The organism is Microbacterium sp. Leaf320 (assembly GCF_001423485.1).
In the GTDB taxonomy this organism is placed as follows: domain Bacteria; phylum Actinomycetota; class Actinomycetes; order Actinomycetales; family Microbacteriaceae; genus Microbacterium.
This window is the reverse complement of record NZ_LMOD01000001.1, coordinates 864,359-882,515: the sequence shown is the minus strand read 5'-3', so window position 1 is coordinate 882,515 and position 18,157 is coordinate 864,359. Positions and strand designations below refer to the sequence as shown.

Sequence of the window (18,157 nt, the reverse complement as noted above, 5' to 3'; positions counted from 1 at the left end):
GGCCCCGGATATCTTCACGATATCCGGGGCCTTCTTCGTTCCCCGCGAACGACTCCCTTCGTGAGCGCTCGGGGGCGGAACTCTTCGCGGAGTCCGCCCGCACACTGACCTCTCAGGAGCCGCGTCGCGTCAGGCCGCTCCCACTTCGAACACCAGGCCGAGCACGTATGTGATCGCCGCGGCTCCGAAGCCGATCGCGAGCTGTCGCAGAGCTCGACGCAGGGGCGGTCCGCCGGACAGGATCCCGACCATGGCACCTGTCGTGAGCAGGGCGACGCCCACGAGCACGAGCGCGACGATGACGGCAGTTGCGCCGTCCAGACCGAAGATCCAGGGCAGCACCGGGATGATCGCACCGGACGCGAACAGCAGGAAGCTCGAGATCGCCGCCGTCCAGTCGCTGCCGATGATCTCGTGGTCATCGCCAGGGTGAACGGCGACGGGCCCCGTCGTCGTGCGTTCGACACCCGCTCGGGCCGCAGCGACGATGCGTCCCGCGCGGGCCAGAGCCTCTTCCTGGCCTATTCCCCGAGCGCGATACACGAGTGCGAGCTCGTTCTCGTCGATGTCGAGGTCAGCCGCGGATGCAGCCGCATTCTCGTTGGCCTCGGTGGCCGCCAGGAGCTCTCGCTGAGACCGCACGGACACGAACTCCCCCGCTCCCATCGACAGCGCGCCCGCGAGCAGCCCGGCTATCCCGCTGAAGAGCACGAATCCGGAGCTCACGCCGGTGGCCCCGATGCCGAGCACGAGGGCGAGGTTGCTGACCAGACCGTCGTTCGCGCCGAACACGGCCGCGCGGAACGACCCGGACAGCCGCCGCCTGCCTCTCGCGGCGAGGCCGCGCACGACCTCGTAGTGGACCTTCTCGTCGGCGCGCATCGCAGGCGTCGCATACTGCTCCGAGTCGTAGGGAGAGCGTGCCTCGGCGTTCTGAGCGAGAGCCAGCACGAAGATCGAACCGAAACGACCGGCCATCCAGCCGAGGAGGCGGGAGCGGATGCCGGCTCGGGGAAGCCTCGAGGGCTCAGCGCCGAGCAGGTCGAGCCAGTGCTGTTCATGCCGACGTTCGGCATCAGCGAGGCTGAGGAGGATCTCACGCTCCTCGCCGGTGCGTCGATTCGCGAGGTTCTGGTAGATCATGCCCTCGGCACGCTCCTCGACGAGGTAGCGGGCCCAGCGGCGGCGGTCTGCGGCGGTGGGTTCTGCAGCGGCGGGCTCGGCGGCAGCGGGGGCTGTCATGACGTCTCCTGATCGATGGAGCCCCGAGCGGGGCAACCGTTCAACGCTAGCTTCGGGCGGCCCCAGCGTCGTCACGGAGGCCGTGATTGCCAGCTTTTCGGGAATCCGAACCGGGCGTTTTCCCGGTGCCGAAACGGTCCGGCGTCAGGTGCGGACGCGCTTGCGCAGAACTTCGATGCGCGACTGCAGCTGCGTGACCGTCGCCTGCGCGACGGCGGGGCCGCCGCAGATGCGTCGCAGCTCTGCGTGGACCGACCCGTGCGGTTCGCCCTTCTGCCTGGCGTACAGCCCCACGAGGCTGTTCAGGAGCTGCCGCTGCTCGCGCAGGGTGCGGTGCAGCGGCGGGGGAAGCGTCGTCGTCTCGGCAGGCCCCGCCTCGGCCTCGCGCACTTCACGCAGGCGGGACTGCCGCGCCTGTCGCTGCATGAGCAGCTCATGCACGTGCTCGGGTTCGAGGAGTCCGGGGAAGCCGATGAACTCCTCCTCCTCGGGCGTTCCCGGTTCGGCGAGCTGACCGAACTCCTGCCCCTCGAACACGACGCGGTCGAAGTGGGCCACCGACGACAGCGCCTGATAGCTGAACTCCTGGGTCAGCGCGTCTGACGTCTCTTCCTCGCGGTTCGCGGCTTCGAGCAGCGAATCCTCGAGGCCGTCGTCGTCCTTCGACTGCCGGTCGAGAGCGTGCTCGCGCTGCTTGTCCATCTCGTTCGCGAGCCCCATGAGCACCGGGACCTGGGGCAGGAACACGCTCGCCGCCTCGCCGCGGCGCCGGGCGCGGACGAAGCGACCGATCGCCTGGGCGAAGAAGAGCGGAGTCGAGGACGAGGTCGCGTAGACGCCCACCGCAAGGCGAGGGACATCGACTCCCTCGGACACCATGCGCACCGCGACCATCCAGCGATCCTCGCTGGCACTGAACTTCTCGATGCGCTCCGATGCGGTCGCATCGTCGGAGAGCACCACGGTGGGCCGCTGACCTGTGATGCTGTGCAGGATCTTGGCGTACGCGCGGGCGACGGTCTGATCCGTGGCCAGCACGAGTCCGCCGGCATCCGGCACATGATTGCGGATCTCGGTGAGGCGGCGGTCGGCGGCGGACAGCACCGCCGGCATCCACTCCCCCTCGGGGTCGAGCGCGGTTCGCCAGGCCTGCGACGTGACGTCTTTGGTGTTGTCCTGCCCGAGGTGGGTCTCGAGCTCATCGCCGGTGCTCGTGCGCCAGCGCATCTTGCCCGCGTACATGTGGAACAGCACGGGGCGCACGACACCGTCGGCGAGAGCGCGCCCGTAGCCGTAGTTGTAGTCGGTGCGGGAGATCCGCGCACCGGATTCGTCAGGGTGGTACTCGACGAACGGGATGGGTGCGGTGTCACTTCGGAACGGAGTTCCCGAGAGAAGCAGACGGCGTTTCGCCGGCCCGTAGGCGTCGCGGATGGCGTCGCCCCAGCTGAGCGCGTCGCCGCCGTGGTGCACCTCGTCGAGGACCACGAGCGTCTTCGCATCCTCGGTGAGATGCCGGTGGACCGAGGATTTGGCGGCGACCTGAGCGTACGTCACCACCGCGCCGTGATAGTGCCGCGCCGGAGCCCAGTCGCTGTTGCGGAACCGGGGATCGAGTCGGATGTGCACGCGTGCCGCGGCATCGGCCCATTGCGTCTTGAGGTGCTCGGTGGGGGCGACGACGATGATGCGGTTCACCTCTCCCATGCGCATGAGCTCGACAGCGAGGGTGAGGGCGAACGTCGTCTTTCCGGCGCCGGGCGTCGCGGCCACGAGGAAGTCCCGCTGGTCGGCCTGGAAGTACTGCTCGAGGGCCTCCTGCTGCCAGGCGCGCAGCTTGTTGGCGGTGCCCCAGGGGGCGCGCTGTGGGAAGGACGGAGAGAGCATCGAGACAACGATAATCGCTGGCACGGACACTCGGCACGCTGACGGTCTCCCCCGCGCGCGTCCTCGCCGACGATGCTCGCACCCGAGTAGGCTCGGTCACTGCGCAGCCGCCATCGATGTGCTGCGTCTGTTCGCGAAGGAGAGCTGGATGACAGACCAGGATTCGACCCGGACCCCGCATCTCGACAATGAGAGCGCGCACCCGTGGCGACGTTTCGTCGCGATCGGCGATTCGTTCACCGAGGGCATCGGGGACCCCGATCCCTCCCACCCCGGTAATCATCGGGGCTGGGCAGACCGCGTCGCCGAGGTGCTGTCGCAGCAGGTCGACGACTTCGCCTACGCGAACCTCGCGGTGCGCGGCAAGCTCATCTCCCAGATCGTGCGCGACCAGATCGAACCGGCGATCGAGCTGCATCCCGACCTCATCTCGATCTGCGCCGGCGGAAACGACGTGATCCGCCCCGGCACCGATCCGGACGCCATCGCGGTCCAGCTCGAGGATGCCGTCGCGCGGCTCTCCTCCACCGGTGCTGCCGTGCTGCTCTTCACCGGCGTCGACACGGCCTTCACCCCCGTCTTCCGAGCCTTCCGCGGCAAGGTCGCGATCTACAACGAGAACATCCGCGCGATCGCCGAGCGCCACGATTGCATCGTCGCGGACCAGTGGGCACTCAAGGTCGTACAGGACATGCGCTTCTTCGACGATGATCGCCTGCACTACAACCCGCTCGGGCATCACGAGATCGCAAGGATGGCGCTCCGCGCACTCAACGTTCCCAACGAACTCGAATCGATGCAGCCGGAGCCGTTGCCGGTCCGCACCTGGCGGGAGGCACGCTCCGAGGATCTGGGTTGGGCGCGCGAGCACCTCGTGCCATGGGTCCTGCGGCGTCTGCGGCACGAGTCCTCAGGCGATCACATCGTGGCGAAGCGTCCGGAGCCGTCGCCGGTCGTGTTCCCCGGCCTCGACTGACCGCCGTCCTCGAGGGTCAGCGCGAGGTGAGCGCCCACAGCGCCACCGCCGCGGCCGACGCGACGTTCAACGAATCCACGCCGCCGGACATGGGGATGGTCACGACCGTGTCAGCGATCTCGAGGGCAGTGCGGGAGAGCCCGTCGCCTTCCGCTCCCATCACGACCGCGACGCGTGCGGGGCGGTCGGCGACATAGGCGTCGAGCGTCACGGCATCATCGCGCAGAGCCAGCGCGGCGACGTCGAACCCCACCGCATGAAGGTCCGCGACCGCCGACTCCCAGTCCGTGATGCGGGTCCACGGCACCTGGAACACCGTCCCCATGCTGACGCGCACGCTGCGCCGGTACAGCGGGTCCGCTCCCCCGGGCGACACCAGCACCGCGTCTGCGCCCAGCCCGGCCGCCGCCCGGAAGGCTGCGCCGACATTGGTGTGATCCCCGACGTTCTCGAGGATCAGCACCAGGGTCGCGCCGTCGATCACCTCACGCACGGTCGGCAGCTCCGGGCGATGCATCGAGGCGATCGTGCCGCGATGCACGGCGAAACCGGTGACCGCTTCGGCCACCTCGTCGGGGACCACGTACACCGGAACATCGAGATCGCCGACGATCGCTCTGATGTCGTCGATGCGACGTTCCTGCACGAGGACGGAGCGCGGACGGTGACCTGCAGCGACGGCGCGGGCGATCACCTTGGTCGACTCGGCGATGTACAGCCCGCCGGCGGGGTCGCTCACGGTTCGGAGCGCCGTGTCTGTGAGCGCGCGGTAGTCGTCGAGTCGTCGATCGTCCGGGTTCGTCACGCGCACAAGTTCCACGCGCCCCAGTCTGCCATCGCTCGCTCCGCCCTCCTCGCGGTCGGCGGCGAAGCCGCGGTCGCCCCTCACGCCGTAGACTCGCAGGAGGAGGTCCTGTGAGCGCATCGAGTCCGGTCGAGCTGTCGGCCACCATCGCTCGCACCGCCGAACTCCTTCGAGGACGGAAGATCGCACTGCTCACCGGAGCGGGCATCTCGACGGATTCCGGGATCCCCGCCTATCGCGGCGAAGGCTCTCGCAACCGGTCCGACCCGATGACCATCCAGCGGTATCTGGCAGACGAAGCCGCTCGGCGTCGCTACTGGGTCGGCGGGCACCTCGGATGGCGCGCGTTCGCCAGGGCGGAACCGAATCCCGGGCATCTCTCGCTCGCGGCGATGGAGTCATCCGGTCAGGTCAGCGGCGTCATCACGCAGAACGTCGACGGCCTGCATCTGCGCGCAGGCAGCTCGCATGTCATCGAGGTGCACGGCACGATGCGCAGGGTGCTGTGCCTCAAGTGCGGCCAGGTGTTCGACCGCCGCGACATCGCGGTGCAGATCGAAGAGCGCAATCCGTGGATCTCGGTGCCCGAGAACGTCGCACTGGCGCCGGACGGCGACGTGCTGCCCGAGAGCACCGACGGCTTCATCGTCCCGGTCTGCACGGTGTGCGAGGGGATGCTGAAGCCGGATGTCGTGTTCTTCGGCGAGTACGTCCCTCAGGATCGCTTCAAAGCCGCGGAATCGCTGCTCCGTGCGAGTGATGCGATGATCGTCGCCGGTTCCTCTCTGGTCGTGAACTCCGGGGTCCGGCTGGTCGAGCGCGCGCGCCGCCGCAGTATCCCGCTCATCATCATCAACCGCGAGCCGACGCGCGCGGATGTCTGGGCCGATGTCACCATCGCCGCGGGCACCAGCGACGTGCTCCCCGCCATCCAGGAGCTTCTCGAATGACCCTGCTCACCCTCGTGCGCCATGGCCAGACCGATTGGAATCTGGCTCGCCGGATCCAGGGCGCAACCGACATCCCGCTGAACGAGACAGGCCGCGCCGATGCGCGGACCGCCGCAGAACGCCTCGAGGGAACCACCCATCACGCGATCTACAGCAGCCCGCTTCTGCGCGCGCGGGAGACCGCCGAGATCATCGCGACCGAGCTCGGACTCGGCGCGCCCGTGCTCGTGCCGGACATCCGCGAGCGCGAGTTCGGCGAGGGAGAGGGCATGCTCGTCTCCGACTACATGAAGACCTACGGCGATTGGCTGGCGCCGGTACCGGGCGCAGAGACGCTCGACGAGGTGGCCGTGCGGGCGATGGATGCTCTGGACGAGATCGCCCGTGATTCGCGCCGACGCTCGACGCCCGTCGCCGAATCCGTGATCGTCGTGGCCCACGGCGGCGTGATCCGGTCGCTCATCTCGCATGTGTCCGGTGGCACCTTGCCCCATGCCGGTGACCCGATCGTCAACGGATCCGCGCACCGCTTCGAGGTGTCGCCCGGGGTGCTGCGCCTGCTGGATCAGTCCGTCCTCATCTGACTCGCTTGCCGAGGCGACTCGATGCTCCGAGCCGACTCAGCGTGCTCGGGTCAGCAGCGAACGGGCATGCCGGAGGACCGGTTCGTCGATCATCCGCCCTCGGAAGCGGAAGACGCCGCGCTCGGACTCGGCTGCCCGGAGCACGGCCCGAGCCCAGTCGAGAGCGTCCGCTCCGGGTGCGTAGGCGCCACGGATCACCGGCACCTGGCTCGGGTGGATGCACGCCGTCGCCGCGAAGCCCGACGCCGACGCATCGATGGCCTCCGCCTCCTGCCCGGCGATGTCATCGATGTCGATATGCACCGCATCGATGGCGCCCTTGCCGTGTGCCCCGGCTTCCAGGAGCACCCGAGACCGCGCATAGCGAGCGACGTCACGATAGCCGCCGCTCGGCTCACGGCTCGACGTCCCGCCGAGGGACGCCACGAGATCCTCGGCGCCCCACATCATCGCGACGATCTGAGGATGTGCCGCGATCCGGTCAGCTGCATGCACGCCCCGCGCCGTCTCGCACAGCGCGATCAGCGAGAACCTCTCATCGAAGGCACTGAGGCTGTCGGCATTCTCGGTCTTGGCGACCATGACGGTGCGGAAGTCCGTCTGGGAGAGCGTCGACAGATCTGACGCGAACGCCTCTGACCCCGGCGGGTTGACCCGAACGATCACCCGGTCGGGATCGAGGTCGGCATCGATGAGATTACCCCGAGCAGTTGCCTTCGCATCCGGGAGCACGGCATCCTCGAGATCGAGGATGACGGCATCCGCCTTCTCCAGCGCCCCGCGGAAGCGTTCAGGGCGATCAGCCGGACAGAACAGCAACGCCGGTCCGAGTTCGAAGGTCATCGGGCTCCCCCATCGGGCAGGCACCGCACGAGCACCGAACGCGTGGCCGTGGAGACGACCGTCCCGCTCTGGTTGCGCCCGGTGTGAGCGATGGTCACGATCCCCTGTCCGGGGCGCGAGGCCGAGAGGCGCTTCTCGGTGATCGCACTCTCGGTGTAGAGGGTGTCGCCCGCGAACATCGGGTGCGGGAATGAGACGTCGCCGAAGCCGAGCTGCGCCACGAGCGTTCCCTGCGTGAGCTGGGCGACGGATGACCCGACCATCGTCGACAGGGTCCACATCGAGTTGATCAAGCGCGCCTCGAAGGGCTCCTGCGCGTCGGCGAACGCCGCATCGAGATGCAGAGCCTGCGTGTTCATCGTGAGAGTCGTGAAGAGCACGTTGTCGGCCTCGGTGGCGGTCCGCCCCGGACGATGGAGATACCGGGCATCCAGGTCGAACTCCTCGAAGTAGAGCCCCCGCTGGATGATGTCGTGTGCGCTCACTTCGGCTCCCTCGATCGATCGGAACGTCGCATGGTGCCACGCTACCCGGCGAGTCCGAGCGCCCGCGCGATCACCAGCAGCTGGACCTCGGTGGTGCCCTCGCCGATCTCGAGGATCTTGGAGTCGCGGTAGTGACGTGCCACCGGAAACTCGTTCATGAACCCGTTGCCGCCGAAGATCTGCGTCGCGTCCCTGGCGTTGTCCATGGCGGCCTCGCCCGCGACGAGCTTGGCGATCGCCGCCTGCTCGGCGAACGGCTGTCCTCCGTCTCGCAACCGCGCCGCGTGATGCCAGGCGAGCCGGGCCGTGTGCACCCGCGCACGCATCCGGGCCAGGGTGAACTGCGCATTCTGACGGGTGCTCAGCGCGCTCCCGAAGATCGTGCGGCTCTTCGCATAGTCGACGGCCGCCTCGAGGCATCCCTCCGCCGCGCCGGTCGAGAGTGCGGCGATCGCGATACGCCCCTCGTCGAGGATGCTGAGGAAGTTGCGGAAGCCGCTCCCCCGCTGTCCGAGGAGATTCTCCGCCGGTACGCGCGTGCCGTCGAAGGTCAGCGGATGCGTGTCGGAGGCGTTCCATCCGACCTTGTCGTACGGCGCCTCGACGGTGAAACCCGCGGTGCCGTTCGGGACGATGATCGTGGAGATCTCCTTGCGTCCGCCCTCACTGCCCGTGACTGCGGTGACCGTGACGAATCGGGTGATGGGCGTACCGGAGTTCGTGATGAACTGCTTCGACCCGTCGATCACCCACTCGTCGCCGTCGAGGCGGGCCGTGGTGCGGGTCGCCCCCGCATCGCTGCCGGCCTCGGGCTCGGTCAGTCCGAATCCCGCGAGAGCACGACCGGCGAGCAGATCCGGGAGCAGCTCCTGCCTCTGCTCTTCGGTTCCGAATCGGAACACCGGCATCGCCCCGAGGCTCACTCCCGCCTCGAGAGTGATCGCGATCGACTGATCGACGCGACCGAGAGCCTCGATCGCGATCCCCAGAGCCAAGTAGTCGCCGCCCTGTCCGCCGTACTGCTCGGGGAACGGCAACCCGAACAGCCCGAGGTCGCCCATCTGCCCCACGACGTCCATCGAGAGTGTGTGCGTGCGATCGGCCTCATACGACTGCGGCGCGACGACGCTGTCTGCGAAGTCGCGCACCATCGCGGCGAGCTCGCGCTCCTCGTCGGTCAGATCTTCCATCATCGGTTCTCCTCCGTCGTCACTCGGGCGACCGGCTGGTCGCGCCGAACCTGATCGCCCACGGCGACCAGCAGGCTCACGACCCCGTCATGGGGGGCGAGCACCGGGTGCTCCATCTTCATCGCCTCGATCGAGACGAGCGGCGTGCCCGCCGCCACCGACGCACCGTCGGCCACATGGACGGCGACGATGCTCCCCGGCATCGGGGCACGGGCATCTGGGCCGGTCGACTCGGCGCGTTCATCACGTGCCTGCAGGCGTCGCTGCATGCGCTGGCGGCGATCGATCGGCCGGAGTCGCGCGGTGCGCCCGTTCTCGCTCACCCAGACCGCGCCGTCGCGGTCGGTGGCGGTGGCGGTGGCGACCTCCTGGCGGTGAGCGTCTGACGCTTCGGATGCGAAGAGGACCTCGTCCTGATCGGTGAGGAACGCAATCTCGCGGGACGCGACACCGCTGCGCGCAGCCCATACGGCGCCGGCACGGCGGGCGGTCCTGTCGTCTGAACCTGGGACGTTGTCGCGCAGAACACCGCCCCTCGCGGCGGCCAGCATCGACGTCGTCGGCTGCTCGATCTGCAGAGGCAGAAGAGTGTCGATCAGTCCCGTGTCGAGATCCCCGGCAATCACCCGGGAGTCGCGACACAGCCTGCGCAGGAAGGCGATGTTCGTGTCCACACCGAGGACGACGGTGCGCGCCAGCGCCTCATCCAATCGGCGAAGGGCCGTGTCCCTGTCGGAGGCGACGGCGATGACCTTCGCGATCATCGGGTCGTAGAAACCAGTGACCTCGGAGCCCGTCTCCACCGCGGCATCCACCCGCACGCCCTGAGGCGGATCGAACAGCAGCACCCGGCCCGTGGACGGCAGGAATCCGCGCTCGGGCGACTCGGCGTAGACACGGGCCTCGACCGCGTGCCCGCGCACGGGAGGAGCCTGGTCGAGTCGTCCTCCTTCGGCGACCCGGATCTGGAGCGCCACGAGGTCGAGGCCGGTCACCTCCTCGGTGACGGGGTGCTCGACCTGCAGACGCGTGTTCATCTCGATGAAGAAGACGTGCTCCGGAGCATCCGCGTCGATGAGGAACTCCACCGTGCCGGCCCCCACGTACGACACGCTCTCCGCCGCCTGGATCGCCGCGGTCAGAAGTCGATCCCTGGTCGCATCCGGGATGCCCGCCGACGGCGCCTCCTCGATGACCTTCTGATGACGACGCTGGAGAGTGCACTCGCGCTCACCGAGTGCGATGACCGTCCCGTGGACGTCTCCGAAGACCTGGACCTCGATGTGCCGAGGGCGCCGGATGAGTCGCTCGAGGATCAGCGCGTCGTCACCGAACGCCGACGCTGCGACCCGCCTCGCCGAAGCCAGTGCCGACCCGAGTGCCGCCTCATCGGCGACGATCTCCATCCCCTTGCCGCCGCCTCCTGCGCTCGGCTTGACCAGTAGCGGGAATCCGATGGCGATCGCCTCTTCAGCGATCTCCGCGTCCGACAGACCGCGGGCATCGAACCCGGGAACGACCGGCACACCGGAACGCACCACGTGGTCGCGCGCCTTGGCCTTGTCTCCCATGATCTGGAGCGCGTCGACCGACGGGCCGATGAAGACGATGCCGCTCTCCGCGCACGCTTCGGCGAGCCCGACGCTCTCCGAGAGGAAGCCGTAGCCGGGATGGATGGCCTGAGCGCCGGTGGCCCGCGCCGCGCCGATCACCGCATCGATGTCGAGGTAGGACTCCGCTGCGGGAGCCGCGCCGATCCGCACCGCCTCGTCGGCCTCCCGCACATGGGGTGCGTCGGCATCGGCGTCGCTGTAGACGGCAATGCTGCGGATGCCGAGTTCTCGGAGCGTCCTGATGATCCGGCGTGCGATCTCGCCTCTGTTCGCGACCAGGACCGCGTCGAACGTGTGAGTGTTGTGGAGCGTCATGGCCGTCACATCCGGAAGAGGCCGAAGCGCGGTTCGGGCAGTGGACTGCGGGCGACCACGTCGAGGGCGAGGCCGAGAAGGTCGCGGGTCTCAGCGGGGTCGATGATGCCGTCGTCCCAGAGACGTGCTGTCGCGTAATAGGGCTCGCCCTGCGTCTCGTACTGTTCGCGGATTGGCGACTCGAAGGTGTCTCGTTCGTCGGCACTCCAGCCTTCTCCGCGTGCGGCGAGCTGGTCGCCCTTTACGGTGGAGAGCACGGAGGCGGCCTGCGCCCCGCCCATCACGGAGATGCGGCTGGCCGGCCACGTCCAGAGGAACCTCGGGGAGTAGGCCCTGCCGCACATCGAGTAGTTGCCCGCGCCGAAGGAGCCGCCGATGATCACGGTGAGCTTGGGCACTCGGGTGCTCGCCACAGCCGTCACCATCTTCGCGCCGTCCTTGGCGATCCCGCCGGCCTCGGCATCCGAGCCGACCATGAAACCCGTGATGTTCTGCAGGAACAGCAGCGGGATGCCGCGCTGGTCGCAGAGCTCGATGAAGTGCGCGCCCTTGAGCGCCGATTCGCTGAAGAGGACGCCGTTGTTCGCGACGATCCCGACCGGGTGGCCGTGGAGCCTGGCGAACCCCGTGACCAGGGTCTTCCCGTACTCCGCCTTGAACTCGCGGAAGGTGTCGGCGTCGATGAGCCGATCGATGACCACGTGCACGTCGTATGCCGCGTTGACGTCGACCGGGACGACGTCGTACAGCGATCCGAGCTCGGCAGGAGCGCGGCTGTCGTGCACCTCCCAGGCGGCCTGATCCGGGGCAGGGAGCGTGGAGACGATGTCCCGCAGGATCTCGAGGGCATGCTCGTCGTCCTCCGCGAGGTGATCGACGACGCCGCTGCGGCGGGCATGGAGCTCGCCGCCCCCGAGCTCCTCTGCGGACACGACCTCGCCGATCGCGGCCTTCACGAGGGGCGGGCCGCCGAGGAAGATCGTGCCCTGGCCGCGGACGATCACCGTCTCGTCGCTCATCGCCGGGACGTACGCTCCACCGGCCGTGCACGAGCCGAGGACCGCTGCGAGCTGCGGGATGCGCTCTGCCGACATCCGCGCCTGGTTGAAGAAGATCCGACCGAAGTGCTCGCGATCGGGGAACACCTCATCCTGCTTGGGGAGGAAGGCCCCGCCCGAGTCCACCAGGTACAGGCACGGCAGGCGATTCTCCAGGGCGATCTCCTGCGCGCGCAGGTGCTTCTTCACTGTCAGGGGGTAGTAGGTGCCGCCCTTGACCGTCGCATCGTTGCAGACGACCATGACGTGCCTCCCGTGCACGAGACCGATGCCGGCGATCACCCCCGCTGCAGGTGCTTCTCCCCCGTACAGGCCGTCGGCTGCCAGGGGCGCGACCTCGATGAAGGGGCTCCCCTCATCGAGAAGACGCGTCACGCGCTCGCGGGGCAGGAGCTTCCCTCGTGCGACATGCCGCTCACGAGAAGCCTCAGGGCCACCCTGCGCGACGACCGCCAGCCGGTGGTGCAGCTCGGCGGCGAGGGACTGCTGGGTTGCGGGCATCGTGTTGTCCTCCTCGACCCACGTGGCGCCGGCCACTTCGCTCTGGCGCACTCGATGCGTTCTCGGTTAGTGTTCACTAACCGATTGCATCAGGTTAGCGAGGATTAACTGAGATGACAAGCCCCGTCACCGCGCGAGATCGCGCCAAGGCAGAGCGCTCCGACGCGATCCTCCGCGAGGCCGCGCGACTCTTCGCCGACAGCGGGTACAACGGTGTGAGCCTCGAGGACATCGGAGCCGCCGTGGGCGTGTCCGGCCCCGCCGTGTACCGCCACTTCGCGGGAAAGCAGGCGCTTCTCGGGGCGGTTCTCGTCAAGGTGAGCGACGACCTCGTCGCTGGCGGAACCCGCGTGGCCGCCGAGGGTGCCACGCCTGAAGAGCGGATGCGCGCGCTCGTCGCCTTCCATGTGGACTTCGCACTCGGTCACGCCGACGTGATCCGCGTGCACGACAGGGACGTCGCGCAACTCGATGCCCGCGATCACGCCGAGGTGCGGCGTCTGCAGCGTGCCTACATCGAGCTGTGGATCAGCACGCTGGCCCCCCTCGTCGATGCCGACGCCGACGAGCTGCGTCTGCGCGTACAGGCGTGCTTCGGCCTCATCAACTCGACCCCGCACAGCACGCGCGCCGCCGCCCGTCAGCGATCCGCCACCGCGACAGTGCTCGCCGCGATGGCGGAGTCGGCGCTGCGCGCCACTACCTGAGCAGCATCGCCCGCCCCGGTTCTTCGAGCACGTCTGCGACGTCTTTGAGGAACCGAGCTCCTTCTGCACCGTCGACGAGACGGTGGTCGAACGACAGACTGAGCGTCATGATCTGGCGCAGCGCGATCTCGCCCCGGTACTCCCACGGCTGACGCCTGACCGCGCCGACCGCGAGGATGCCGGACTGCCCGGGCGGGAGGATCGGCGTGCCGGCGTCGATTCCGAACACCCCGATGTTCGAGATCGAGAACGTGCCGCCCGACAGCTCTGCTGGTGAGGTCTTCCCCGACCGCGCGGTCTCGGCAAGGGCTTTCAGCGCGTCTGCGAGATCGACGAGGGTGAGCGCCTCGGCGTCGCGGATGTTCGGCACGATGAGCCCGCGTTCGGTGGCCGCGGCGATCCCGAGATCGACGTAGTGGTACTGGACGATCTCTCCCGCGGGCTCGTCCCACCGGGCATTCAGCCCCGGCGTCCGTGCCAGCGCCAGGCACACGGCCTTGGCGACCACCGCGAGCGGGCCGATCCTGTGCGCCGACAGACCGCGATCCTCCTTGAGCGATGCGAGGAGGTCCATCGTCGCGGTGACATCCACAGTGTGGAACACCGTCACGTGCGGTGCGGTGAACGCGCTCTCGACCATCGCGGCCGCGGTGTGCTTGCGCACCCCGCGGATCGGGATCCGGGTCTCGCGGACGCCTTCGTGCAGCGCAGCCGCGGTGTCGGGCAGCGGCATGCCGCGCGGTGCCACCTTCTCTTCGGCACGGATGCCGACACGCGCCGCATGCTCGTCGATGTCGTCGCGCGTGATGACGCGATCCCCCACCGATGCCGCGACCAGGACGAGATCGATCCCGAGACGCTTCGCGTAGGCCCGGACGGGCGGAGTCGAGCGGGGGCGTTCGACGATCGTCTCCACGCTCACGGTCGGCGATGCGTCATGCGGTGCCGCTTCGAGCACCGCGGTGTCCGTGACCGGAGTCGTGCCTCCCGCACGCCGAGCACGCCGAGCCGGGCGTCCGGATGCCGACGGCGCGGCGCCGTACCCGACGAGGTTGGGCTGCGCCTTCTCCTCTCCGGGCGACGTCGCGACGGGCGGCTCTTCCGCTCCCTCGACGTCGAAGGCGATCAGGGGCGATCCGACGGCGACGGTCTCTCCGGCGTCCGCGTGCAGTGTCGAGACGACGCCCGCGTACGGCGAGGGCAGCTCGACCACGGCTTTGGCGGTCTCGACCTCGGCGAGCGTCTGATTCAACGAGACGGTGTCGCCCGGAGCGACGAGCCACTGGACGACCTCGGCCTCGGTCAGGCCCTCCCCCAGATCGGGCAGACGGAACTCGGCGATCATGCGTCCGCTCCCGTCAGGCTGTTCGGGCGATCGAGCACCCGATCGACCGCGTCGAGCAGACGATCGAGATCCGGCAGATGATACTTCTCGAGTTTCGCGGGCGGGTACGGCACGTCGTGTCCCGTCACCCGGAGAGGTGCGGATTCGAGGTACTCGAAGCAGAGCTCCGTGATGCTCGCGATGACCTCTGCCGCCATTCCGGCCTCGCGCGACGCCTCGTGAGCGACCACCACGCGTCCCGTCTTGCGGACGGAGGCGGCGACCGTGTCGTAGTCGACGGGCGAGAGGGATCGCAGGTCGATGACCTCGAGCGAGATGCCCTCGTCCTCGGCGGCCTCGGCGGCCTGCAGAGCTGTGGCGACCATGGCGCCGTACGCGATCAGGGTGGCATCCGTGCCGGACCGGACCACGCGGGCGAGGCCCATGGGCGCGGCATCCGCCAGCGGTGCGTCGAGATCGACCTCGCCCTTGTGGTGATACAGCCGCTTCGGCTCGAAGAAGATCACCGGATCGTCGGAAGCGATCGCCTGGCGCAGGCTCCGGTAGGCGTCTTCGGGATTCGACACCGCGATCACGCGGAGACCCGCCGTGTGCACGAAGTACACCTCGGGCGACTCGGAGTGATGCTCTGCCGCGCCGATGCCGCCCGCCCACGGGATGCGGATGGTGATCGGCATCTTCACACGCCCCTGAGTGCGGTAGTGGAGCTTCGCGACCTGCGCGACGATCTGGTCGAAGGCGGGATAGACGAAGCCGTCGAACTGGATCTCGACGACAGGACGGTAACCGCGGAACGCGAGTCCGACCGCCGTGCCGACGATGCCCGACTCGGCGAGCGGGGTGTCGATGACGCGCGAGGCGCCGAACTCGTCGAGCAGCCCATCGGTGATGCGGAACACGCCGCCGAGCTTTCCGATGTCCTCGCCGAGCAGGACGACCTTCTCGTCGTCGCGCATCGCCTGGCGGAGACCGGCGCCCAGGGCCTTTCCGAGAGTGAGCTCCGTCATGGTCACGCCTCGCCTTCGAAGGACGCGAGATATGCGGCGTACTCACCGCGCTGCCGCTCGAGCCCGGTGTGCGGCTCGGCGTAGACGCCGTCGAACACGGCGAGCGGAGGGCGCGTGACCATGCCGAGGCACTCCGCACGCATCTCCCTGGCGACCACGTCGGCGGCTGCCTGCGTCTGCGAGACCTGCTCATCGCTCAGCTCGCCGATCGCACGCAGGTGCGCTTCCAGTCGGGTGATCGGATCACGACGACGCCAGGCGTCGAGCTCATCCTCTTTGCGGTAGCGAGTCGGATCGTCGGCCGTCGTATGGGGCCCCATCCGATACGTCACGGCCTCGATGTAGGCGGGACCCTTGCCCGAGCGGGCATGCGCGAGCGCCCAGCGCATCGCGGCCATGCAGGCGAGGACGTCATTGCCGTCGACCCGGAGGCTCGGGATCCCGAATCCGGGAGCGCGACCGGCGATCGGATACTGCGACTGCACCGACACCGGCTCCGAGATGGCCCAGTGGTTGTTCTGGCACACGAAGACCACGGGCGCCTGATAGGACGAGGCGAAGATCATCGCCTCATTGACGTCTCCCTGGCTGGTCGCTCCGTCGCCGAAGTACGTGACGGCGACCTCGTCGGCTCCGTCGTGGCGGATGCCGAGCGCGTAGCCCACGGCGTGCAGAGTCTGTGCGCCGATGATGATCTGCAGCGGTGCGACCCGCAGCGCGGCAGGGTCGTGCCCTGCGCCCTCCTCGCCTCGCCACATGCGCACGTAGTCGCCGGGCTTCGCGCCGCGCGCGTAGATCACACCGGTCTCCCGGTAGCTCGGGAAGACGTAGTCCTGGGGCGCGAGCGCCCGGGCGGTACCGATCTGCGTCGCCTCCTGGCCCTGGCACGGCGCCCACAGTCCCAGTTGTCCCTGTCGCTGAAGGGCGACACCCTCGGCATCGATCCGTCGGAGGATGACCATGTCCCGGTGGAGCGCCCGCAGCGATGCCGCGTCGACGTCGGTGATGAACGCGTCGAGCTGGGGGTTCGCGATGCGCGAGCCGTCCGGTGTGAGGATGCGCTCTGCGAGTTCGAGATCCTGTGCGGTGTCGGCGATCGGGGTGATCTGCGGTGACATCATCGTCCTCCTCATCAGTGGCCGTCGTCACGGGTTCTACGCGCGGCCCCGGCATCTTCGCCGGTTCACTTGAGAGTACGTCCGCTCATCACCTCGCTCAAGCAACCGCGATGGTCTTGAGCATGTTGCCCAATTCGAGCCCGTGTGCCCCTGCTATCGTTTGGCACTATGGCTGGACTTGACCGCATCGATCTGGAACTTCTCGCAGCGCTCGCCGATGACCCTCGGGTCACGATCGTCGCTCTGGCGGAGAATCTCGGACTGTCACGCAACACGATCCAGGCCCGCATGGCGCGACTGGAGCAGACCGGGGTGTTCATGTCGTACGAGCGCTCGTTCTCCACCGATGTCCTCGGTTTCCCGCTGCAGGCTTTCGTCAGTATCGGGGTCCGTCAGACCGAGCTGCCTCGCATCATCAACGAGCTCGCACGCATCCCGGAGGTCGTCCAGGCCCATGGGCTCAGTGGCTCGATCGACCTGCTCGCTCGAGTCGCGTGCCGCGATGCACGGCATCTGTTCGACACGGATGCCCGGATACTGTCGATCGACGGCGTCGAACGCACCGAGACGTCACTGGCCATGGGCGAGGTCATCCCGTTCCGAGTCGCAGGACTCATCGGCCTCGCGCGGCGGGAATCCTGAGGAAGCGGCGGATGGCGCCTGCCGCCTCGGCGGGGGTCTCGTAGTGGATCAGGTGTCCGACGTGCGCGATCTCGACCAGGATCCCGTCATCGAAGCGCGTCACCAGTTCGCGCTCCACCTCGATCGGCGTGATGTCGTCGCGCTGCGCGGCGATCAGGAGCGTGGGCACGTCGATCGCCGCCGCGAACTCGCTCACATCGTGGGAGACGCTCGCGACGAACGCGTCGCGGAGCACGTCCCGGTCGGCGAAGCGCGAGAAGTAGGTGTCGTGCTGGTCGTGGATGAACCGGCGGAGCTCGCGGTCCGAGGTCTTGGCCATCGTGACGCTCATCACCCTGACGATGAGGCGGTTGCGCAGCAGCGCAGTTCCGAACCTCTCGGGCAGCCGAGCGCCCAGAGCGTAGTACATGACCGCGAGACGGGTCATGATTCCCTTCGGTCCCTCCAACGCCGGAGCGCCGATCGGATTGATCAGGATCAGGCGAGGGGTTTCGAGTCCGCTCGCGACCGCCGCTGAGGTGACGATCGAGCCGAAGGAATGGCCGAGGATGACCGCACCGGGTGCGACCGCCGCGGCGAACTCGGTGAGCCACGCGACGTACTCCGTCAGGTCGTAGGTGCGCCCGAGCACGGGAGCGGTTTCACCGAAGCCGGGGAGATCCGGAGCGATCACGCGCGCCTCCGGGAGGAACGCGAGGACGGGCTCGAGACCGTGGTGCTCGCCACGGAAGCCGTGCACGGCGATCACGGTGACCTCGGCATCGGCGGGGCCGTACTCCCAGTAGGCCGTGACTCCCCCGCGCACCTCCACCTCGCGGCGCTCGACCGGGAGGCGTTGAAGGCGATCGGCGTAGGGCGAGGACACGGTCATACTCCGATTCTAGGGTCG

General features: G+C 68.4%; 17 protein-coding genes. 5 read left to right on the top strand and 12 right to left on the bottom strand.

Annotation, left to right across the window (positions count from 1 at the left end):
• Window positions 1-129: 129 nt before the first annotated feature.
• Together ASF63_RS04200 and ASF63_RS04195 are read right to left on the bottom strand one after the other, a co-directional pair.
• Complete coding sequence (locus tag ASF63_RS04200; protein WP_056509851.1) at window positions 130-1,242, bottom strand: VIT1/CCC1 transporter family protein; 1,113 nt, start codon at window positions 1,240-1,242, stop codon at window positions 130-132.
• A 144-nt stretch (window positions 1,243-1,386) separates the two neighbouring features.
• Window positions 1,387-3,129 carry a DEAD/DEAH box helicase gene (locus tag ASF63_RS04195; protein ID WP_056509849.1) on the bottom strand — a complete coding sequence of 581 codons (1,743 nt, stop codon included), beginning with the start codon at window positions 3,127-3,129 and terminating at the stop codon, window positions 1,387-1,389.
• A 148-nt stretch (window positions 3,130-3,277) separates the two neighbouring features.
• Here ASF63_RS04195 and ASF63_RS04190 point away from each other — a divergent pair, with 148 nt between their 5' ends.
• Entirely contained in the window at window positions 3,278-4,105 is an 828-nt protein-coding gene (locus tag ASF63_RS04190; protein ID WP_056510246.1) for an SGNH/GDSL hydrolase family protein, read from the top strand.
• A gap of 16 nt (window positions 4,106-4,121) precedes the next feature.
• Here ASF63_RS04190 and ASF63_RS04185 read toward each other — a convergent pair whose 3' ends face one another.
• On the bottom strand, window positions 4,122-4,925 hold the full coding sequence (locus ASF63_RS04185) for a TrmH family RNA methyltransferase (protein ID WP_056510244.1): 804 nt from the start codon (window positions 4,923-4,925) through the stop codon (window positions 4,122-4,124).
• Window positions 4,926-5,020: 95 nt separating this feature from the next.
• On the opposite strand from ASF63_RS04185, the gene ASF63_RS04180 reads away from it, so the two are divergent.
• The gene (locus tag ASF63_RS04180) at window positions 5,021-5,860 is read left to right on the top strand and encodes a Sir2 family NAD-dependent protein deacetylase (protein ID WP_056509847.1); all 840 of its coding nucleotides are present in this window, start codon (window positions 5,021-5,023) and stop codon (window positions 5,858-5,860) included.
• Window positions 5,857-6,444 carry a histidine phosphatase family protein gene (locus ASF63_RS04175; protein WP_056509845.1) on the top strand — a complete coding sequence of 196 codons (588 nt, stop codon included), beginning with the start codon at window positions 5,857-5,859 and terminating at the stop codon, window positions 6,442-6,444. Before ASF63_RS04180 ends, ASF63_RS04175 begins: the two co-directional genes overlap by 4 nt.
• A 36-nt stretch (window positions 6,445-6,480) precedes the next feature.
• On the opposite strand, the gene ASF63_RS04170 is transcribed toward ASF63_RS04175, so the two are convergent.
• The 5 genes from ASF63_RS04170 to ASF63_RS04150 are packed head-to-tail and all read right to left on the bottom strand — an operon-like array spanning window position 6,481 to window position 12,449.
• Window positions 6,481-7,287, bottom strand: a complete 807-nt coding sequence (locus tag ASF63_RS04170; RefSeq protein WP_056509844.1) for an HpcH/HpaI aldolase/citrate lyase family protein — start codon at window positions 7,285-7,287, stop codon at window positions 6,481-6,483.
• Complete coding sequence (locus tag ASF63_RS04165; protein ID WP_056509842.1) at window positions 7,284-7,772, bottom strand: MaoC family dehydratase; 489 nt, start codon at window positions 7,770-7,772, stop codon at window positions 7,284-7,286. The genes ASF63_RS04170 and ASF63_RS04165 overlap by 4 nt, the downstream gene beginning before the upstream one ends.
• A 41-nt stretch (window positions 7,773-7,813) precedes the next feature.
• Window positions 7,814-8,962, bottom strand: coding sequence for an acyl-CoA dehydrogenase family protein (locus tag ASF63_RS04160; RefSeq protein WP_056509840.1), 1,149 nt, complete (start codon window positions 8,960-8,962; stop codon window positions 7,814-7,816).
• Complete coding sequence (locus tag ASF63_RS04155) at window positions 8,962-10,890, bottom strand: acetyl/propionyl/methylcrotonyl-CoA carboxylase subunit alpha (protein ID WP_056509838.1); 1,929 nt, start codon at window positions 10,888-10,890, stop codon at window positions 8,962-8,964. The genes ASF63_RS04160 and ASF63_RS04155 overlap by 1 nt, the downstream gene beginning before the upstream one ends.
• Window positions 10,891-10,895: 5 nt before the next feature.
• On the bottom strand, window positions 10,896-12,449 hold the full coding sequence (locus tag ASF63_RS04150; protein WP_056510241.1) for a carboxyl transferase domain-containing protein: 1,554 nt from the start codon (window positions 12,447-12,449) through the stop codon (window positions 10,896-10,898).
• A gap of 113 nt (window positions 12,450-12,562) precedes the next feature.
• On the opposite strand from ASF63_RS04150, the gene ASF63_RS04145 reads away from it, so the two are divergent.
• Complete coding sequence (locus ASF63_RS04145; protein WP_056509836.1) at window positions 12,563-13,156, top strand: TetR/AcrR family transcriptional regulator; 594 nt, start codon at window positions 12,563-12,565, stop codon at window positions 13,154-13,156.
• Here ASF63_RS04145 and ASF63_RS04140 read toward each other — a convergent pair.
• From ASF63_RS04140 to pdhA, 3 genes are read right to left on the bottom strand one after another with little or no spacing between them, the layout of a single operon-like run.
• Complete coding sequence (locus ASF63_RS04140; protein ID WP_056509834.1) at window positions 13,149-14,501, bottom strand: dihydrolipoamide acetyltransferase family protein; 1,353 nt, start codon at window positions 14,499-14,501, stop codon at window positions 13,149-13,151. The two genes, ASF63_RS04145 and ASF63_RS04140, sit on opposite strands and share 8 nt — an antisense overlap.
• Window positions 14,498-15,508 carry an alpha-ketoacid dehydrogenase subunit beta gene (locus ASF63_RS04135; protein WP_056509832.1) on the bottom strand — a complete coding sequence of 337 codons (1,011 nt, stop codon included), beginning with the start codon at window positions 15,506-15,508 and terminating at the stop codon, window positions 14,498-14,500. The genes ASF63_RS04140 and ASF63_RS04135 overlap by 4 nt, the downstream gene beginning before the upstream one ends.
• A gap of 2 nt (window positions 15,509-15,510) precedes the next feature.
• Window positions 15,511-16,626 (bottom strand): pyruvate dehydrogenase (acetyl-transferring) E1 component subunit alpha, encoded by a 1,116-nt coding sequence (gene pdhA, locus ASF63_RS04130; RefSeq protein WP_056510239.1) that lies wholly within the window; start codon window positions 16,624-16,626, stop codon window positions 15,511-15,513.
• 168 nt (window positions 16,627-16,794) lie between these two features.
• Between pdhA and ASF63_RS04125 the strand changes: the two genes are divergently transcribed.
• A complete protein-coding gene (locus ASF63_RS04125; protein WP_056307813.1) occupies window positions 16,795-17,268 on the top strand; it encodes an Lrp/AsnC family transcriptional regulator in 474 nt (157 codons plus the stop codon).
• Here ASF63_RS04125 and ASF63_RS04120 read toward each other — a convergent pair.
• Window positions 17,240-18,139: an alpha/beta fold hydrolase gene (locus ASF63_RS04120; RefSeq protein WP_056509830.1), complete on the bottom strand. Its 900-nt coding sequence runs from the start codon at window positions 18,137-18,139 to the stop codon at window positions 17,240-17,242. The two genes, ASF63_RS04125 and ASF63_RS04120, sit on opposite strands and share 29 nt — an antisense overlap.
• Window positions 18,140-18,157 lie beyond the last annotated feature (18 nt).